Origin of the sequence: Zymomonas mobilis (genome assembly GCF_006715975.1) — a bacterium.
Lineage (GTDB): Bacteria > Pseudomonadota > Alphaproteobacteria > Sphingomonadales > Sphingomonadaceae > Zymomonas > Zymomonas mobilis_B.
Genome location: NZ_VFOF01000001.1, coordinates 558,483 through 576,835, shown reverse-complemented (window position 1 = coordinate 576,835; position 18,353 = coordinate 558,483). Strand labels below are relative to the sequence as shown.

Below are 18,353 nucleotides of genomic sequence, written 5' to 3'. Positions count from 1 at the left end.
GATGGCTAAATTTTTAATTGTCGAAGCACGTTTTTATAGTCACCTAAATGATATGCTGATCCAAGGTGCCAAACAGGCCATTGAAGAAGCCGGTCATGAATGTGAAGTCATCACCGTTCCAGGCGCGTTAGAAATTCCAGCAGCTGTTTCAATGGCGTCTGACACCGGTCTTTATGATGCCTTTGTCGCTTTAGGTGTCGTCATCCGTGGCGAAACCTATCACTTCGAAATTGTCGCTTCGGAAAGCGCACGCGGAGTCATGGCTCTAACTTTGGATGGTTTTGTTATCGGCAATGGTATCTTAACTGTCGAGAATGAACACCAAGCTTTGGTTCGAGCAAATCCGGAACAAAAAAACAAAGGTGGCGATGCAGCGAAAGCCGCTATTGCCATGCTCAATCTGAAAAAGAAACTTTCCTAAAATAAAGATGCGTGGTCTGTTTTATTATAACAATATAACAGACCACCTTCCATATTTATGCATATTTACAACCACTGCGATCTCATTCGCTCTGGAACAAAAAACTTCATCTAACATTCACAGCTAATATGTTGACCTTTTTGATAGTAATAGCAGTATTGCAAGGGTTACTTTTATAAAAGGCCATAATTTTTGGATTATGCCTTATGATAGCTTTTTGAGAAAAAAGATTTCCTCTAGGCTGTGAAGGGTTATTATGACAGACTCCTCCCCATCGGGTAGCAATCCCGATGAAATGACATTGGATCAAATAAGACAAATTCTTGCTCCAAGCCTTCCTGAACATGTCGCCTTTGATGGTTGGAGCGATCAAGCTCTGGCATTGGCCGCTTATCAACATAAAATACCGATCGAGCGCGCAAGATTGGCTTTCCATGACGGCCGTATCCAGATGATAGACGGATGGTTTGCGGCTGTTGATAAGGCGTTAAGCGAAAAAGCGGCAAGCCTATCGCTGGACGATATGAAGGTCAGAGATAAAATCCAAACATTGGTCATGGCTCGCTTCGAGATCATGCAGCCTTACCGCGAGGCACTTCGACGGGCTCTTAGTATTCTGATGACACCCAGCCATATTGCGCATTCATCGCAGCTTAGCTGGCATACAGCAGATTTAATCTGGAAGCTTGCAGGTGATAAATCGACCAATTTTTCTTACTACACGCGGCGACTGTCACTTGATGCCATTTTCATGGCAACGCTTTATGTCTATCTTGATGATAAAGACGCAGAACTGAGCAATACTCGCCAATTTCTGGCACGGCGCATCCAAAATCTTATGAGATTTCATAAGGTAAAAAGCTGGTTCTCGCGTCCAGAAGAAAGTAAATTCTCTTTTTCTCGTCTTTTGGGACGTTTACGTTATCCCGATAAATAACGTTCAATAATCGAGTTAGATAAGGCCATATTTTATGGCCTTTACTCGATCGGTGGATGTAACTCATTCCACCAATGACGTTCCATTTTCCCGATCACCCAAGGGGCTTTCTGAAAACGCTGGGCTAAGAAACCTAATAAAGCTCGCACTCTTGCCGGACGCGCGCGTCCTGGTGGCGTTAACAAGAACATGCCATAAGGCGGGATTGTCCATTCAGGAAATAATTCCTCGAGAATACCATCTCGAAGTGCTTGCCAGATAAAAAATTCTGGCTGACAGGCAATACCAATACCTGACAATAACGGGCCCATGGCGACATCGCCATTATCCACATGAATGCGGCCATCGACTTTAACCTCTACTCGCCCCTCATCTGGATGAGAAAAACGCCAAACATGAGGGTGCTCGATATGAGAATAGATAATCACTTCATGCTGACTTAATTCTCTTGGGTGCTTGGGACGGCCATAGCGATCAAGATAAGCCCGTGAGGCAACGACAGGTCGCCGGATCGAAAATAAACGCCGAGCCCGTAAAGAGGAATCCGGCAGATCGCCCATTCTCAAAGCAATATCAAACCCTTCGGCAATAACATCGACTCTCGAATCGCTTAAATGAAGATCAACGCTGACCTGAGGATATTCAGCCAGAAATTCGGGTAAAATAGGGCCTAATGCCTGAATACCAAATGATATAGGGGATGCAATCCTAACAACACCGTAAGGATTATTGGCATCTTCTGAAACCTCGGCTTCGATAGCCTCCCCTTCTTCTAATAAATGGGTAGCACGGGTTAAAGCGACACGACCACTTTCTGTCAAAGAGATATGACGAGAGGTTCTGTGAAGAAGAGAGGTTCCCATACGTTCTTCGAGACGAGAAATCGCTTTTGATACAGTTCCTTTTGATAATCCTAAGGCTAAGGCGGCCTTGGAAAAGGAGTTTGATTCGGCAACTTTTGCAAAAATAGCCCAGGCTTCAAAATCAGGCAGGTGGCGCATTGCCGGTTCACTTTACTTGTCCATTCACAGGAACCACGTCTGTTCAACATGGTTACGTTATTGACAAGCGAAAAAGCTGTTTATTCAATAAAAATTGGAATAAAATGCATGGCATATAAGGAAAAGGCATTTTTGCCGTTGCGATAAATACTATAGTAAGGAAATTCTCTCTATAAGGGGAATTAGCCTATATCGGCCCTCTGGATACTCTCTTATCACGCAAGGCTGATACTGATTGTAGAAGGGTGTTATGATAATCCAAGACGATAAGAAGACGATATTTTCTGCGGTCAACGCATCTGAAAAATGGCTCATAAACCATAACACAGATCAGAAAAGCCCTTTGGCTACTGGACATTTTAGCCAGCTTGAATGGGATGTTATCCATCTAGGGCTAAGAGAAGCCAAACTGAAACATCGGAAAACCCATGTAAAAGTGACCCGAAAACCTAATGGTCTTCGTCGCTTCTGGCATTGGATGACGGGTATCGAACCACCAAAGACATTAGCCGATGAAAAACTGGAAACCCTTCGTTCTTTTGCCTATGCCCGCGCCAGCAAAGAAGATCATCACCATCTAGAAAAACAATTAAATCGTCATGGCTATAACGCTCAACAGATTAAAACGATTAATCATCTAAGCGCACAAAAAAAGCCTTCTCTGCAGCGGGGCTACAAATAAAAAACGGGAAATTTATTCCCGTTTTTTATCTTTAGTTTTTACGCGTTTGCAGATTCTTGCAGAAGAATTTCATTCTGTGCAAAGGCCTCGCGGGCTGCCGCCATCAATGCGCCAGCTTTCGCTTCGCACTCACGCTGTTCTGAAGCGGGATCACTATCTGCGACAACCCCCGCTCCGGCTTTGATATGCAAGACACCATCCTTCAGGATGGCGGTTCTCAACACAATACAGCTATTCATATCACCATTGGGTGAAAAATATCCAACGCCACCGGAATAAGGCCCTCGCGTTTCAGGCTCTAATTCTGCAATAATTTCGCATGCCCGAACTTTCGGAGCCCCTGATACCGTCCCCGCTGGGAAACCTGCAAAAAGGGCATCAAGCGCATCTTTATCCGGTCTTAATTTACCTACAACATTCGAAACCACATGCATCACATGGCTATAATATTCGATGCTAAAGGAATCTGTTACTTGGACGCTACCCGCTTGAGAAACACGGCCAACATCATTCCGACCAAGATCCAATAGCATTAGATGCTCGGCTCTTTCCTTGGGATCTTTTAATAACGAATCCCGAAGTTCTTGATCCTCTGCGCTGTTACGGCCTCTAGGTCTGGTTCCAGCCAAGGGACGAATAGTCACTTCGTTATCCGTTACCTTGACTAAAATTTCAGGACTGGAGCCGATCAGCGAGAATCCCGGAAAATCAAGGAAATAAAGGAAAGGCGAAGGGTTAATCCGTCGCAAGGCACGATAGAGTGCCATAGGAGGCAGCGGGAAATCGATCGTAAAACGTTGCGCCGGTACAATCTGAAAAATATCCCCAGCCTTAATATATTCCTTGGCACGGACAACGATATCTTCATAGGCTTCAGCTGACATCGCCCGCTTAATTTCAGGCAATTGGTCAACTTTTACAGCCGGTAAGGACGGCACCGGCTTTTTCAGAGTATCAACAATATTCTGAATAGCCCCTAATGCGTTTTCTACTTTTTCTTCAGGGCTTCCCTGACCTTCCGGCCAAACAGGTGCCACCATGTAAAGGGCGTCGGTAACCTGATCCAAAACTAGAAACAACGTCGGCCTTACAAAAAGCATATCTGGAACATTTAACGGATCAAATGCCGGTTTAGGTAGCTTTTCGACCAGACCTACAGTTTCGTAAGAAAAATACCCGACCAGACTGCTAATCGTCGAAGGAAGTTCGGACGGAACATCTATCTGACAAGAAGCCACCAGTTGACGCATAGCCGATATGGCATCTCCATCAACAGGCTGGAAATCATCATGATCTTGCAACCAGTTATGGTTTATTTCAGCTTTGTTGCCAAAAGCACGAAAAACGAGATCAGGGGCTAGACCGATAAAAGAATACCGCCCGCGATTTGTGCCACCTTCAACAGATTCCAGCAGAAAATCGCCGCGTTCGGACTGGTGAACACGCAGCATAACACCGACCAGCGTATCAATATCGGTAATGGATTTCCGCCAGAGCAAGGCCGGTTTGCCTTGCTTCAACTTGTCCAGCGCATCTTGATCGCTGTTCTGTCCGTTATTCTCTTTCTCGATCGCTATCTTCGATTTCACTGTGCTGCGCTCCCGCCACTGCTAAGAAAGCGTTTTTCTAGCTTGATAGCAGCGGCCTGATCGATTGCCGCCGGAGATTTCTGCATTACGGCATTTGAAAATTGTTCTGCGATGTCACCCGTCATCATATTCTGGAACTGATTTTGAACAGCAGCCGTTAACCCTGCTTCTTTTGAAGGATCGGAACTGACTAAACGTTCCATCTTCATCAGCATCCAACCACTTTCATCTGGCGCAGGGATTAGAGCAACTTCACCGGGTTTCAATTCAAAGAAACGGATGATTGCAGGCGGCAAAGATTGCTGGAAACGGCTCAAATCAATTTGACGGAAAGCCAATGGCGTAACCGGCGGTAATTTAACACCAGCCTGTGCTGCTAATTGAGCAAAAGGCACGCCCGCTTTCGCCTTCGCAAGCATATCATCAGCCAGCTTACGTGATTTTTCGACCATCTCATGATGGTGAATATCCGTTATGATCTGGCCTTTTACTTTTTCGAGTGGCTGGGCTGCCGGTTTAATAATACGGTCAACCATAGCAATCGCATAAAGCTTGTCGGGCGTAATCGTCGCAACAAAAGGCTCACTGCCATTCCCACTTTCAAAAGCAGGGGCGATTAGGCTTTTTACAGTTTGATCGTCATTGGCATCACGACGCAGAGGTGCAGTCTCGATAACTTCCAATTTTTCTTTATGAATAATGTCAGAGAAACCGTTCCCATTGGAAATATTATCCTGAATACGGTTAATCTTAGCCGTCATCTGCTTTGAAGTCAGGCTTTCAGAAAGCTGGCGTGTAATTTCACCCCGAACCTGCTCCAAAGTAGCCGACGGTTTACGTTCAATCTTATCAATATGAACGATATGCCATCCCAAAGGAGAACGGAGCACACCGCTCACCGCGCCATCATCAAGCGAGAAAGCTGCATTTGCAGCATCAGGAGATGCTTTTTCCGAATATTGCTCTTTAGTCAAAGCACCGACATGAATATCTTCAGCAGAAAAGCCGACCGTCTTTGCAGCTGCCACAAAATTCAAACCACCTTTGATTTTCGCCAATAAAGCTTCTGCTGCTGCTTTATCCGGCAAAACAATCTGGCTCAAATCACGTTTTTCTGTCGCCGCATACTCACTGGCATGGCCGTGAAAATAGTCTGCAATCTGGGTTTCTGTCGGTTTCACTTCATCAGGCTTTACCAAAGCATAACGGATCACCCGTTGTTCCGGTAAAGTGTAACGATCGATATGTAATTTATAAAAATCAGCAATGCTCTTGTCATCCGGCGCTTTGTCTGATGCGGGCATCACTGTCGTCGGGATAGCCAAGATCATGCCTTCATGCCGCTGCACCAACATGTGGGCAAAAGGTTCAGCCATGGTATTCGGCGTTTTCAATCCCGCAACAATCGGGATTAAAATTTGCCGCCGAACCAGATCTTCAGCAATATCGGCACGCAGCTGATCAGCAGACATATGCTGCTGTGCCAAAACGGCATCAAATAACTTCTGGTCAAATTTACCATTGGCACCGATAAAGACCGGAATACTGGCAATCTCGCCATCAACCATTTTCTGGCTAATTCCGATACCGTTATTCTTCGCCCATTCGCTCATGGATTTGGCAGAAATATATCCGCTAATAGCCTTACTGATACCGCCACTGGCAATAAAGGTCATTGCATCAATAGACGGATTTTGTTGACGCACGGCTAAATAATCACGGCGGATATAATCATAGGCTTCGGAGGCAGAAAGTTTCCGCTTTCCAATTTTTGCTATGGTTCCTCCGTCTCCACTACTACTTCCACTGCCACCAAAGCGGCTAAAACCGCCCAACGCCCCTGTAAAAATAAAGGCAAGAATGACGATACCGAACAGAAGCGTAGCAAAGCCGTTTTTGGTCATACGGCGAAAAAAAGCAAACATCGGATATCCCGAAAAAATTATAATAAACACAATGCCATAATCTGACCTTGGCTTTGCATCAAGCCAACGATACACAGATCGGCGTTAAAGAAGGTATCTCTATCGCATGAAAACAGTTTTTTAGCAAAAATAGTTATTGGCTTTGATAAAAAATATTCACGGCATTACCTTTTTGTTAGAAAGGTTATTAACTGTGACGACAAAAATTGAATTTGTCAGCACGTTTTTTATTTACCTCATTTATTCCATCACGGCATAGCGTGTTTTAAGAAGAGAATGATTGTAGATATAAGGCGATATGAAGGAATAGGCTCATGACAATACGCAAGCTCATCGCCGGCAATTGGAAAATGAACGGTTCTTTAGGCATGTTGCACGAACTGGACGGTATAGCCAAAGCAACCTTTGCCCATCCGGAACTTGATGTTGTGATTTGTCCGTCCTTCACGCTGATTGCTCCCGCCATTGTGCGCCAACCGGATATGACTTTCGGGGCGCAAGATTGTCATTATGATGAAAGCGGCTCGCATACAGGCTGCGTTTCAGCTCCGATGCTACGTGAAGTCGGGGCTAGCTATGTCATTGTCGGGCATAGTGAGCGCCGGATAGAACAGAATGAGACCAACGAAGAAATCAGGGCAAAGACAACCACGGCCATAGCCAATGGTCTGATTACGATTGTGTGCATCGGTGAATCTCGGGCAGCGCATGCGTCTGGTCAGGCGTTACCCATTATTGGTGCGCAGCTGGACGGCTGTATTCCTCCCGATGCGACGAGCGAAAGTCTGGTTGTCGCCTATGAACCGATCTGGGCTATCGGCACAGGAAACACACCGGCACCAGAAAATATTGCAGAAATGCATGCTTCGATTCGTGATCGTTTATGCCTATTGCTCGGCAGCGAAGGTAAAAAGGTTCGTATTCTTTATGGCGGCTCAGTCACGGGCAAGAATGCAGCCGAGCTGATGGCAATCCCTGATGTTAACGGAACACTTGTCGGCGGTGCCAGTCTGACGGCAGAACAATTTGTACCTATTATCGAAGCTGGAGGACGTTTAACGGCCTAGCTTTAAACCCCATTATCTAGACCAAAATACATCTCATACCGAATTATATATAACATAAAGCCTTGGATGATTATAACCCGGTTGAAGAGAACGCCGCCTTTCGCTAGAGCTGATCCCAGTCTCTATTTTTACAGTCTTGGCCACTGAATATCAAAAAAACCGTTTTCAATAACCGGATAGCCTGACCATAACCGTCAGCTTTATTGAATATGGGTTTTCGCTGTTCAGACCATCACTGACAGCATTATTTTTGCCGGAGAATACTTTCCTGATGTTGTTTACTATTCTTATAGTCGTTCAGGCCTTGGTCGCAGCGGCACTTGTCACTGTTATTCTGATGCAACAATCAGAAGGCAGCGGGATAACCGGTGGCTCGAATCCGGGCGGATTGATGTCAGCCAGTGGGGCTGCTAACTTTCTGACCCGCTCGACGGGTGCTCTGGCGGGACTGTTTGTTGTATTGTCCATCGCCCTTGCCGCATTAGCCAGCGTTCAGAATAGTGCGCCTCAAATCGATACTTCACTGGCTCATAAGCCTGTTCAGAGTGCTCCAGCGCCTAGCCAACCAGCACAACCGCAAACCTCTCAGGTTCCGTTGGCTGATCAACCGGTGACCACTCCGCATAAATAATTTTTAAACTGGCAGAAGCAAGATAACAGCATTGGCTGGTATTTTAGCCATTCTGCCAGTGATAAATTTTTCGTTATCGATAAATTTTTATATTCTTCGCTTGCTTTTTTATCCCTCTCAGTTTTAGGCATTTAGTCCCATGGCGCGGTTTATATTTATCACCGGCGGTGTGGTGTCATCCCTTGGCAAAGGTCTGATGGCGGCCAGTTTAGCTGCTTTGTTACAGGAACGAGGCTTTAAAGTCCGTATCCGTAAATTCGATCCTTATCTTAATGTCGATCCAGGCACGATGAGCCCCTATCAACATGGGGAAGTTTACGTCACCGATGATGGTGCCGAAACGGATCTCGACCTCGGACATTATGAAAGATTTTCAGGCGTTCCTTCTCGTCGCTCTGATAATATTACGTCTGGACGTATTTATCAGAATATCATCGCCAAAGAACGGCGTGGCGATTATTTGGGCGCAACGGTTCAGGTTATCCCGCATGTTACCGATGCGATCAAAACCTTTGCTCGAGACGATACAGACGATCTTGATTTCGTCTTATGTGAAATCGGTGGCACGGTCGGGGATATTGAGTCCCTTCCCTTCATCGAAGCTATTCGACAGTTAAAAAATGATCTCGGTCGTGGCAAAGTCGTTTTTGTGCATCTTACCCTGGTGCCTTATATTGCTGCAGCCGGCGAACTGAAAACAAAGCCGACCCAGCATAGTGTCCGTGATTTAACTAGCTTTGGCATCCAGCCCGATGTTTTGGTCTGTCGTACAGAACATCCGTTGCCAGATGGTGAACGATCAAAAATCGCTCTTTTCTGCAACGTACCGAAAGAAGCGGTTATTCCGGCCTTGGATGCGAAAAGCATCTATGATGTGCCGTTGCATTACCATGCAGAAGGCTTGGACAAAGCGGTTCTTTCGGCTTTTGGTCTCAATATCGAAACGCCTCTGGATCTTAACCGCTGGAAAGAAATTTCTAACCGACTCGCTAATCCCGAAGGTGAAGTCACCATTGGTGTGGTTGGGAAATATGTTGGTTTACCTGATGCCTATAAATCACTGCACGAAGCTTTAGTGCATGGGGGCATTGCCAATCGGGTAAAGGTCAACATTGTCTGGCTTGATGCTGAAATGTTTGAAGGCAACAATCCAGAAGCGGCTGAAGCCCTGTCTTCCTTGCATGCTATTTTGGTGCCGGGTGGATTCGGGGAACGCGGATCAGAAGGCAAAATCGCTGCTGTCAAATTTGCCCGTGAACATAAAGTGCCTTTCTTTGGCATTTGTTTGGGTATGCAAATGGCTTGCATCGAAGGTGCTCGCAACACAGCTGGGCTAAAAAATGCTTCAAGTAGCGAGTTTGGCCCATCCGAAGAACCTGTAATCGGTCTAATAACCGAATGGGAACGGGACGGCGAACGTGAAGAGAGAGCTGCTGATGGCGATCTTGGTGGAACGATGCGCTTGGGTGCCTATCCTGCTGTTCTAAAAGCAGGTAGCCAGATTACCGAGATTTATAACAGTCGGGAAATCACAGAACGGCATCGGCATCGTTACGAAGTCAATATCCATTATAAAGAAGCTTTGGAAAAAGGCGGCTTAGTCTTTTCTGGTATGTCACCCGATGGCTTATTACCTGAAATCGTAGAGCGTCCAGATCACCCTTGGTTCATTGGTGTTCAATTCCATCCAGAATTGAAATCAAAACCATTCGATCCACATCCGCTTTTTTCTAGCTTTGTTGCAGCGGCTCTCAAACAAAGCCGTCTGGTTTAAGAAAAGAATAAAAGAAAAGGCCATCAATCCAATGATGGCCTTTTTTGTATAAAAAAACGCCCGGGTCAAAACCCGGGCGTCTCGCGTGACGGTAAGCGTCAACCCCCTTGCTCGACTTATAGTCTTTCGATTACTTCCCCCCGAAAGCATCAAAAAAAGACTTTAGTCTTTCAGACCAATCCCCCTGAATTAAGGCCTGTATTGAAGGCTATGCGACTTCTTCGATCTTGTCATCGTGCTTTTCATGTCTGTGTTAAAATGAGCGAGAAATGTGTTATAGATGCAACATTATTTATATGGTGCTCGCTGACTTCTAACTTTGCGCCCAATTTTACCCCAATCGCTTGTTCGGCTCTTTTGCTCAAAACTTCTTTCTGTTTTTTTCATCATTAAAGTTGATTGAAAAAGAAAAAGTTCAGTTGCAGCAACGGGTTCTGACATTTACAAGCATTAAAAATAACCTTTTTATGACAGATGAAGTTTTTATCCTATGCGCTTATCCCGTTATTTTCTTCCTGTGATGAAAGAAACACCGGCTGATGCCCAAATCATCAGCCATAAATTGATGCTGAGAGCTGGCATGATTCGCCAGACGGCGGCCGGTATTTATGCATGGCTACCTTTGGGATTGCGGGTTTTGCGTCGGATTGAAAATATTATCCGCGAAGAACAGGCTCGGGCTGGATCTCTGGAATTGCTGATGCCAACGCTCCAGACGGCTGACCTCTGGCGCGAATCTGGTCGTTATGACGCTTATGGTCCTGAAATGCTCCGCATCAAGGACAGACATAATCGCGAATTGCTTTATGGTCCGACCAATGAAGAAATGATTACCGCGTTAATACGGGATAATCTTCAAAGCTATCGCGATATGCCGCGTATCTTTTATCATATCCAATGGAAATTCCGTGATGAAGTGCGCCCGCGTTTTGGTGTGATGCGTGGCCGTGAATTCTTGATGAAAGATGCCTACAGTTTCGACATTGATGAAGCTGCCGGTCGTCATAACTATAACCGGATGTTCGTCGCTTATTTAAACAGCTTCGCTCGTTTGGGATTGAGGGCTATCCCGATGCAGGCTGATACAGGCCCTATCGGCGGCGACTTATCGCATGAATTTATCGTTCTTGCGCCCAATGGGGAAAGCGACGTCTTCTATCACAGCAACTGGGAACAGCCGGGTCGCCATATCGAGGCGGACTTCGATGATCCCAAGGCACTTCAGAGCATAGTCAACGATCATATCGCCGACTATGCTGCCACCGATGAAAAGCGCGACCCATTAAGAGAAGCACAAGCTGGCGAAAAGCTCTGTCAGTCACGCGGTATCGAAGTAGGCCATATATTCTTCTTCGGCACTAAATATTCGAAACCCATGGGCTTCACCCTTCCCGGCCCCGATGGTAAGCCAATCCCAATTCAGATGGGTAGTTACGGTATTGGTATTTCCCGTCTTTTGGGTGCCATTATCGAAGCCAGCCATGATGATAATGGTATTATCTGGCCAGAAGCCGTCGCACCTTATCACGTTGGGCTCATCAATCTTCGTGTTGATGATGAAAATTGTCAGGCGATTGCGGACACACTTTACAAACGCTTGGAAGCTGCGGGTGTTGATACGCTTTATGACGACCGTAACGAACGTGGTGGAGCAAAATTTGCCACTATGGATCTGATTGGCTTGCCATGGCAGGTCGTTATCGGTCCAAAAGGCGCAGCCAAAGGCGTGGTTGAGCTGAAAAACCGCGCCAGCGGTAAAAAGCAAACGCTTACGATAGAAGAGGCCTTTAACCTTCTTAAGACAGGCCATTAACAACGATGATTCTTTCTGCCTATGAACGAATAATAGCCAGAAGATACCTGTTACCGGGGAAAGGCGAAGCGTTCATATTTTTGGTGGCCTCTATCAGCCTTCTGGCTGTAACCTTAGGGGTCGCCGCCCTCATCATTGTGATGAGTGTCATGAACGGGTTCAGGGCAGAATTATTTGATAAAATCGTCGGCATTAACGGTCACGCGGTTATCCAAGGCTATAATGGCCAACTTGGAAACTGGCGACCAGTGCTGGATGCGACAAAAAAAACACCGGGCGTAACCAGCGCCATTCCTCTTATTGAACAGCCTTTGATGGCAACCCATGCCGGTCGGGTCGAAGGTGTGCTTTTGCGGGGCATGGCACTGAATGATGTCAATAATAACAATTTGATCCGCTCAAATATTCGAGAAGGCCATCTGAATGAACTGAAGGTCGGATCAAACAACGTTATTATTGGTATCAGGTTGGCTGAACAGCTAGGCATCCACGCCGGAGATGATATCAGCCTGATTTCACCTGCCGGACAGACCACCCCTTTCGGAACTGTGCCAAGGATTGTTTCCTATCGGGTTGCAGCTGTGTTTGAAGTCGGTGTTTACGACTATGACAAAGCTTTTGTCATTATGCCGCTGCCGGATGCCCAAACCTTTCTCATGATGGGTGATAATATTGGCATCATCGAGATAAAAACCAATAATGCTGACCATGTAGGCCAAATACTTGATCTGTTAAAAGACAAAGTCTCTAATGTCGGGGTTTTACAAGACTGGCGCAGCATGAATGCCAGCCTATTTCAGGCACTTTCGGTTGAACGGGTCGTGATGTTTTGGATTCTGGCTTTGATTATTCTTGTCGCCGCTTTCAATATCCTGTCCTCCTTGATTATGCTTGTCCGTGCTAAAAATAGAGATATCGCTATTTTAAGAACGATGGGTGCATCCCGTATTGCCATGCTCAAAATATTTATGGCAGTCGGACTCGCCATTGGCAGTCTCGGCACTCTGGCGGGCGTAATTTTGGCTTTTATTATCCTCTATTTCCGGCAACCTTTGGTAAATGCGATTCAATATTTCAGTGGTCAGGATTTATGGGATCCCTCTATCCGCATTATCACTGAATTACCGGCGCGGGTGGATCCGATTGAAGTCATCGGCATCATAACCCTATCGATTGGATCTAGCTTTCTTTTTACGCTTTATCCTGCATGGAAAGCTGCCAGCACAGATCCGGTCGAGGTCTTACGTTATGAATAGCCCATTTTCGTATAACAACGTTATTGAGGTCACCGACCTTCAACGGGCGTTCAAACAAGGCGACCAAGAAATCAAAATCTTGCGTGGCATTGATCTCATTGTCAGACGGGGTGAAATCTTGGCTCTTCTGGGGCCATCTGGCGCAGGAAAATCAACTTTTTTGCAAGCTGTCGGTCTTTTGGAAAACGGATTTACAGGCTCTATCAATATCCTTGGGCAGGAAATCGGCTCTTTGAACGACAAAGCCCGAACCGCGGTCCGTCGAGATCATCTCGGATTTGTTTATCAATTTCATCATTTACTACCCGACTTTTCTGCCTTGGAAAACGTCATGCTTCCCCAGCTAATCCAAGGGGAAAGCCCTAAAAAAGCCAAAAAACATGCTCTTTTTTTGCTGCAATCTTTAAAGCTGGAAGACAGAGTAAAACATTATCCATCGCAATTATCGGGTGGAGAACAACAACGCGTTGCTGTAGCGCGCGCGCTAGCCAATCGCCCCGCCTTGGTTTTGGCTGATGAACCAACCGGTAATCTGGATGAAGCGACCGGTGATATTGTTTTACATGAGTTTTTGCGCTTGGTTCGTCGCCAAGGCTCTGCGGCAATCATCGCCACGCATAATATGGCTATGGCGCGTAAGATGGACAGAATCGTTACATTACATGACGGCCGTCTAATCGAAGAATATTAAATTTATTATTTCTTTTGTGATGTTTGAGACAAAGGCAAAATGGTACTGTGCTTCAATTCTTCCATCGAGAAAATAGCACTGACATCTGTTAATTTTACACGACTGACCAGCTTTTTATAAAGGCGATCATAATCGTGAATACTCGCCACCTGTAACTTTAGAAGGTAATCAATATCACCCGCCAAGCGGTAAAATTCTATGACTTCTGGTGATTCATTGACGATTTTCAGAAAATTATCCAACCAATCCTGAGAATGCTCAGCACATCGGATACAAACAAATACAGTAATACCAAGCCCGATTTTCTGGGGATTAAGCAAAGTAACACGGTTTTGAATAACACCATCAGATTCTAAAATTCGGATACGTCGCCAGCAGGCATTAGCCGATAGACCCGTTTTTTCTGATAATTCGGCCATCGTGACCGTAGCATCATGCTGAAGTAAGTCTAAAATTTTGACGTCAAAATCATCCAGCTTTCTGCTCATAATTTGGTATTTTTCCCAGAAAATTTTAGTTTTTGTTTAAAAATTTATAATATCAACCTCCACCATCTGCAAAGTTTTTAAAAGCTATTAATGCATAAACAGATCATAAAAATTTAGGCATGGTCGTGCGAGAACAAAAAACCACGTATTTTTTTTAAAAATTAGGACAACTAATCGCTAAAGGTCGAGCACGAGCCGTGCTGAATGTGCGCGAGAACAGCAAATAGCGATCTCTTTATTTTGTGCTTTTTCGGCATCCGACTGGATATGATCTCGATGATCGGCTTCACCCAATACCAATCCGACCATACAGGCACCACAGACACCCTGTTCACAGGCAATCACCGTTTCAATGCCAGCATGCTCCAAGGCATCTGCAATAGTTTGTCCGGATCTAACCGGAATAACTTCACCACTTGAAGCTATCTTGATTTCGAAATTGTCTTCTTTGGTACTAACAGAAGACTCCGAAACCGGCAGTTTTTTGCTATCCATATTTCCTGATATCCAACTGTACAATTTTACTTAACGCTTTGATTTATCTGTTAAGGTCTGAATAACCTTGGCCTAGCTTGAGAAAGGTCAGGCTCGATGCATTTAAGTTTATTGCTGACAAAGCAATAATGAATAATTCTTTTCCAGCGATAAACTTAATAAATCCTTATGAACAAAACTGGCTTTGATACATCTCTATATAACCTCATGCCTGACCATATATTTTTTGACCTTATATTTAAGGAGAGCGCCTTATCCTACTTTAAAATGACAGCATAATATTTTTTCACATTGTAATATTGTTATTTGATATTTTCGAAAAAAATTTATCTAAAAGACCTTATTTCGTTATCTGTTTTATTGTCTTACATAGCGGCTAAGAATAGACAGAGCTGCTATCTGCCTTTTTAAACTTCTCACTGAATTTACTATTTGCTTTTGGAGAGAATTCTATGCTGAGCGATATCGAAATCGCTAGAGCCGCAACCTTAAAACCTATTACAGAGATTGCTGGCCGTCTAAATATTCCTGATGAATCCGTTCTGTCTTACGGACATACCATTGCCAAGTTGGATGGCAATTATCTGAACAGCTTATCTTCAAAGCCAAAAGGCAAGCTGATTTTGGTTAGCGCCATTACTCCGACGCCAGCCGGAGAAGGTAAAACCACAACGACTGTCGGCCTTGGCGATGCTTTCAACCGTATCGGGAAAAAGGCTGTTATCTGCCTTCGCGAACCGTCTTTAGGTCCTTGCTTCGGCGTCAAAGGTGGCGCTGCTGGTGGTGGTTATGCCCAGGTTGTTCCAATGGAACGAATCAATCTGCATTTCACCGGTGATTTCCATGCCATAACCTCGGCGCATGATCTTCTAGCTGCCATGATCGATAACCATGTGCATTGGGGTAATGCTCCGGTCATGGATCGCAACAGCATCACCTTCCGTCGCGTAATTGATATGAATGACCGGATGCTTCGTAACATGGTTATCGGTCTGGGTGGAAAAGCCAATGGCTACCCACGAGAAGCCGGTTTCGATATCAGCGTCGCTTCTGAAGTCATGGCTATCCTTTGCCTTGCTTCTGATCTGAAAGATCTGCGTAGTCGCCTTGAAAAAATTATCATCGGCGAAGACAATGATCACAGCCCTGTTGCTGCTGCAAAAATCAAAGCCGCAGGTGCTATGACCGCGCTTTTGAAGGATGCTTTACAGCCAAATCTCGTACAAACCTTGGAAGGCAACCCTGCCCTTATCCATGGCGGCCCCTTTGCGAATATTGCTCATGGTTGTAACTCGTTGATCGCAACCAAAGCTGCCTTGCATCTTGGTGATATTGCCATCACCGAAGCTGGTTTCGGTGCTGATCTTGGGGCAGAAAAATTCTTTGACATTAAATGTCGTCAGGCCGATCTGGAACCTGATGCAGTTGTTTTGGTTGCGACTATCCGCGCATTGAAAATGCATGGTGGCGTTGCCTTAGCTGATCTTAAGAGCGAAAATATCGCAGCCATTGAAACAGGCTTTGCCAATCTGGCACGTCACGCAGAAAATCTGGCTAAATTCGGTGTTAAAGTTGTTGTTGCTATCAACCGCTTCCACAGCGACACAGAAGCAGAATTAGACAAGCTTCAGGATCTTTGCTCAACCATCGGTTTGGATTCAGCTGTCTGCACCCACTTTACGGATGGTGGTGCTGGGGCCGAAGATTTAGCACGCAAGCTGTCTGCTTTGCTGGATGCACCGAAAGAAGATTCTTTCCGCCTTCTGTATCCGGATGAAATGCCGCTTTGGCAGAAAATCGAAACGATCGCCAAAGAGATTTACCGCGCAGGTGAAGTCATTCCACAGGGTGCCGTCTTGAAAAAGCTGAAAAGCTTCGAAGAGCAAGGCTTCGGTAATTTGCCCGTTTGCATCGCAAAAACGCAGTCGTCCTTCTCTGCTGATCCTAAAGCCAAAAATACCCCCACAGGTCATAGCTTCCCGATCAGAGAAGTTCGCCTGAATGCAGGTGCAGGCTTTATTGTCGCAATTTCAGGTAATGTCATGACGATGCCGGGTTTACCGCGTCATCCGGCTGCCGAAAATATCGACATTAACGACGATAACGAAATCGTCGGTCTCGCTTAATTCAAGCAACTTCTACAAAAAAAGCTTCCTGAGAAATCAGGAAGCTTTTTTTAAATCCAAATCAATCGAAAGGATTATCCGGCGCTCGGAAATGCAGCCGGATCGGAACTGATCCAAAACCCAAATCTGACCGTAAACTATTTATAAGATAACGCTCATAGCTTGTCGGCAATTGATCTACGCGCGTTCCAAATAAAACAAACGTCGGTGGCCGCGTCTTAATTTGCGTTAGATAACGCAATTTAATTCTTTTACCACCCGGAGCTGGCGGGGAATGATGTGCAATAGCCCGAATAAGCCAGCGATTAAGCTGCCCTGTCGAAACACGGCGGCTCCATGCTTTTCTTGTTTCAAAAGCAGCCTTCAACAAAGGATCTATACCACGTCCGGTTAAAGCCGAAATGGTAATGAGAGGCACACCCTTTACCTGTGCCAAACCATCATCCAACCCTTGGCGAATGGCTTGTAAGAAAGCAGAAGGACTTTCGACCATATCCCATTTGTTAATGGCGATGATCAAACTGCGGCCTTCTTCAAGGACACGATCAGCAATCCGTAAATCCTGACCTTCAAGGCCTTGGGTGGCGTCAAGCAACAAGACGACGACTTCGGCATAATCAATAGTGCGGAACGTATCCATGACAGATAAACGTTCCATTTTATCGACAACACGCGCTTTTTTCCGCAATCCAGCCGTATCAACCAAGCGGACGGGACGACCTTGCCATGACCAATCAATCGCGATGGAATCGCGGGTAATACCAGCTTCAGGACCCGTAATCAGGCGATCTGAACCAATAAGGCGATTAATAAGCGTCGACTTACCTGCATTTGGACGACCAACAATCGCCAATTGTAAAGGCGACAGGTCAACTTCTTCTTCGGTTTTTTCTACGTCTTCATCTTCAGAAGGTTGTTCTGCTACAACAGCACTACCTTCAATGAAAGGCCGTAATTCCTGAAATAAACCAACGATACCTTCGCCATGCTCGGCCGAAAAAGGAAGCGGCTCCCCAAAGCCCAAAGCATAGGCTTCCAGAAGGCCAGCTTCACCGCCCTTTCCTTCGCATTTATTGGCAAGGACAATGACAGGTTTGCCCAATACTCTCAACCAGCGGGCAATTTCCTCATCAAGAGGCGTTATGCCCTGCCGCGCATCAATTACAAATAAAGCAACGTCACATTCTTTGACGGCGGCTTCCGTCTGAACACGCATTCTTCCCGGAAGGCTATCTGGATCTTCATCTTCGAAACCAGCCGTATCAATGACCCGAAAAGGCATTCCGATAAGATCGGCGTCCCCTTCGCGACGGTCACGGGTAACACCTGGCCGATCATCAACCAGAGCCAGTCTTTTTCCAACCAATCTATTAAATAAAGTGGACTTTCCGACATTCGGGCGGCCAATAATGGCAACGCTTGACATATTATCTTCCTATTGTGAGCAAAAACTCACT

The 18,353-nt window shown here is 45.6% G+C and carries 16 protein-coding genes; 10 read left to right on the top strand and 6 right to left on the bottom strand.

Going from position 1 to position 18,353, the window contains the following annotated elements:
- The first annotated feature begins 1 nt into the window (after position 1).
- Together ribH and FBY58_RS02475 are read left to right on the top strand one after the other, a co-directional pair.
- Positions 2–421 (top strand): 6,7-dimethyl-8-ribityllumazine synthase, encoded by a 420-nt coding sequence (ribH, locus tag FBY58_RS02480; protein WP_141919339.1) that lies wholly within the window; start codon positions 2–4, stop codon positions 419–421.
- 256 nt (positions 422–677) lie between these two features.
- Positions 678–1,358, top strand: a complete 681-nt coding sequence (locus FBY58_RS02475; RefSeq protein WP_141919338.1) for a COQ9 family protein — start codon at positions 678–680, stop codon at positions 1,356–1,358.
- 41 nt (positions 1,359–1,399) lie between these two features.
- Here the strand turns inward: FBY58_RS02475 and FBY58_RS02470 are convergent, their stop codons facing one another.
- The gene (locus FBY58_RS02470) at positions 1,400–2,359 is read right to left on the bottom strand and encodes a LysR family transcriptional regulator (RefSeq protein ID WP_141919337.1); all 960 of its coding nucleotides are present in this window, start codon (positions 2,357–2,359) and stop codon (positions 1,400–1,402) included.
- A 250-nt stretch (positions 2,360–2,609) separates the two neighbouring features.
- Here FBY58_RS02470 and FBY58_RS02465 point away from each other — a divergent pair, with 250 nt between their 5' ends.
- Positions 2,610–3,041, top strand: coding sequence for a hypothetical protein (locus FBY58_RS02465; protein ID WP_141919336.1), 432 nt, complete (start codon positions 2,610–2,612; stop codon positions 3,039–3,041).
- Positions 3,042–3,079: 38 nt separating this feature from the next.
- Here FBY58_RS02465 and trpE read toward each other — a convergent pair whose 3' ends face one another.
- A complete protein-coding gene (gene trpE, locus FBY58_RS02460; protein ID WP_141919335.1) occupies positions 3,080–4,630 on the bottom strand; it encodes an anthranilate synthase component I in 1,551 nt (516 codons plus the stop codon).
- On the bottom strand, positions 4,627–6,555 hold the full coding sequence (locus FBY58_RS02455) for a peptidylprolyl isomerase (protein ID WP_141919334.1): 1,929 nt from the start codon (positions 6,553–6,555) through the stop codon (positions 4,627–4,629). The genes trpE and FBY58_RS02455 overlap by 4 nt, the downstream gene beginning before the upstream one ends.
- A 314-nt stretch (positions 6,556–6,869) precedes the next feature.
- On the opposite strand from FBY58_RS02455, the gene tpiA reads away from it, so the two are divergent.
- From tpiA to FBY58_RS02425, 6 genes are all read left to right on the top strand, one after another.
- Complete coding sequence (tpiA, locus tag FBY58_RS02450; protein WP_141919333.1) at positions 6,870–7,622, top strand: triose-phosphate isomerase; 753 nt, start codon at positions 6,870–6,872, stop codon at positions 7,620–7,622.
- Between the two features lie 271 nt (positions 7,623–7,893).
- Positions 7,894–8,253, top strand: a complete 360-nt coding sequence (secG, locus tag FBY58_RS02445; protein ID WP_141919332.1) for a preprotein translocase subunit SecG — start codon at positions 7,894–7,896, stop codon at positions 8,251–8,253.
- Positions 8,254–8,392: 139 nt separating this feature from the next.
- Positions 8,393–10,027, top strand: coding sequence for a CTP synthase (locus tag FBY58_RS02440; protein WP_141919331.1), 1,635 nt, complete (start codon positions 8,393–8,395; stop codon positions 10,025–10,027).
- Positions 10,028–10,517: 490 nt separating this feature from the next.
- Positions 10,518–11,840, top strand: coding sequence for a proline--tRNA ligase (gene proS, locus FBY58_RS02435; protein WP_141919330.1), 1,323 nt, complete (start codon positions 10,518–10,520; stop codon positions 11,838–11,840).
- A gap of 5 nt (positions 11,841–11,845) precedes the next feature.
- The gene (locus FBY58_RS02430) at positions 11,846–13,096 is read left to right on the top strand and encodes a lipoprotein-releasing ABC transporter permease subunit (RefSeq protein WP_141919329.1); all 1,251 of its coding nucleotides are present in this window, start codon (positions 11,846–11,848) and stop codon (positions 13,094–13,096) included.
- Complete coding sequence (locus tag FBY58_RS02425) at positions 13,089–13,787, top strand: ABC transporter ATP-binding protein (RefSeq protein WP_141919328.1); 699 nt, start codon at positions 13,089–13,091, stop codon at positions 13,785–13,787. Before FBY58_RS02430 ends, FBY58_RS02425 begins: the two co-directional genes overlap by 8 nt.
- A gap of 5 nt (positions 13,788–13,792) precedes the next feature.
- Here FBY58_RS02425 and FBY58_RS02420 read toward each other — a convergent pair whose 3' ends face one another.
- Both FBY58_RS02420 and FBY58_RS02415 read right to left on the bottom strand, forming a co-directional pair.
- On the bottom strand, positions 13,793–14,275 hold the full coding sequence (locus FBY58_RS02420; RefSeq protein WP_141919327.1) for an Lrp/AsnC family transcriptional regulator: 483 nt from the start codon (positions 14,273–14,275) through the stop codon (positions 13,793–13,795).
- Between the two features lie 177 nt (positions 14,276–14,452).
- Positions 14,453–14,770, bottom strand: coding sequence for a 2Fe-2S iron-sulfur cluster binding domain-containing protein (locus FBY58_RS02415; RefSeq protein WP_141919326.1), 318 nt, complete (start codon positions 14,768–14,770; stop codon positions 14,453–14,455).
- A 452-nt stretch (positions 14,771–15,222) separates the two neighbouring features.
- On the opposite strand from FBY58_RS02415, the gene FBY58_RS02410 reads away from it, so the two are divergent.
- Complete coding sequence (locus FBY58_RS02410; RefSeq protein WP_141919325.1) at positions 15,223–16,896, top strand: formate--tetrahydrofolate ligase; 1,674 nt, start codon at positions 15,223–15,225, stop codon at positions 16,894–16,896.
- A gap of 61 nt (positions 16,897–16,957) precedes the next feature.
- On the opposite strand, the gene der is transcribed toward FBY58_RS02410, so the two are convergent.
- A complete protein-coding gene (der, locus tag FBY58_RS02405) occupies positions 16,958–18,322 on the bottom strand; it encodes a ribosome biogenesis GTPase Der (RefSeq protein ID WP_141919324.1) in 1,365 nt (454 codons plus the stop codon).
- Between the last annotated feature and the right edge of the window lie 31 nt (positions 18,323–18,353).

Bases quoted from the DNA above. Each gene is read 5' to 3' on its own strand.
- ribH (WP_141919339.1), top strand. From the start codon at position 2: ATGGCTAAATTTTTAATTGTCGAAGCACGTTTTTATAGTCACCTAAAT.
- FBY58_RS02475 (WP_141919338.1), top strand. From the start codon at position 678: ATGACAGACTCCTCCCCATCGGGTAGCAATCCCGATGAAATGACATTG.
- FBY58_RS02470 (WP_141919337.1), bottom strand. From the start codon at position 2,359: ATGCGCCACCTGCCTGATTTTGAAGCCTGGGCTATTTTTGCAAAAGTT.
- FBY58_RS02465 (WP_141919336.1), top strand. From the start codon at position 2,610: ATGATAATCCAAGACGATAAGAAGACGATATTTTCTGCGGTCAACGCA.
- FBY58_RS02455 (WP_141919334.1), bottom strand. From the start codon at position 6,555: ATGTTTGCTTTTTTTCGCCGTATGACCAAAAACGGCTTTGCTACGCTT.
- tpiA (WP_141919333.1), top strand. From the start codon at position 6,870: ATGACAATACGCAAGCTCATCGCCGGCAATTGGAAAATGAACGGTTCT.
- secG (WP_141919332.1), top strand. From the start codon at position 7,894: ATGTTGTTTACTATTCTTATAGTCGTTCAGGCCTTGGTCGCAGCGGCA.
- FBY58_RS02440 (WP_141919331.1), top strand. From the start codon at position 8,393: ATGGCGCGGTTTATATTTATCACCGGCGGTGTGGTGTCATCCCTTGGC.
- proS (WP_141919330.1), top strand. From the start codon at position 10,518: ATGCGCTTATCCCGTTATTTTCTTCCTGTGATGAAAGAAACACCGGCT.
- FBY58_RS02430 (WP_141919329.1), top strand. From the start codon at position 11,846: ATGATTCTTTCTGCCTATGAACGAATAATAGCCAGAAGATACCTGTTA.
- FBY58_RS02425 (WP_141919328.1), top strand. From the start codon at position 13,089: ATGAATAGCCCATTTTCGTATAACAACGTTATTGAGGTCACCGACCTT.
- FBY58_RS02420 (WP_141919327.1), bottom strand. From the start codon at position 14,275: ATGAGCAGAAAGCTGGATGATTTTGACGTCAAAATTTTAGACTTACTT.
- FBY58_RS02415 (WP_141919326.1), bottom strand. From the start codon at position 14,770: ATGGATAGCAAAAAACTGCCGGTTTCGGAGTCTTCTGTTAGTACCAAA.
- FBY58_RS02410 (WP_141919325.1), top strand. From the start codon at position 15,223: ATGCTGAGCGATATCGAAATCGCTAGAGCCGCAACCTTAAAACCTATT.
- der (WP_141919324.1), bottom strand. From the start codon at position 18,322: ATGTCAAGCGTTGCCATTATTGGCCGCCCGAATGTCGGAAAGTCCACT.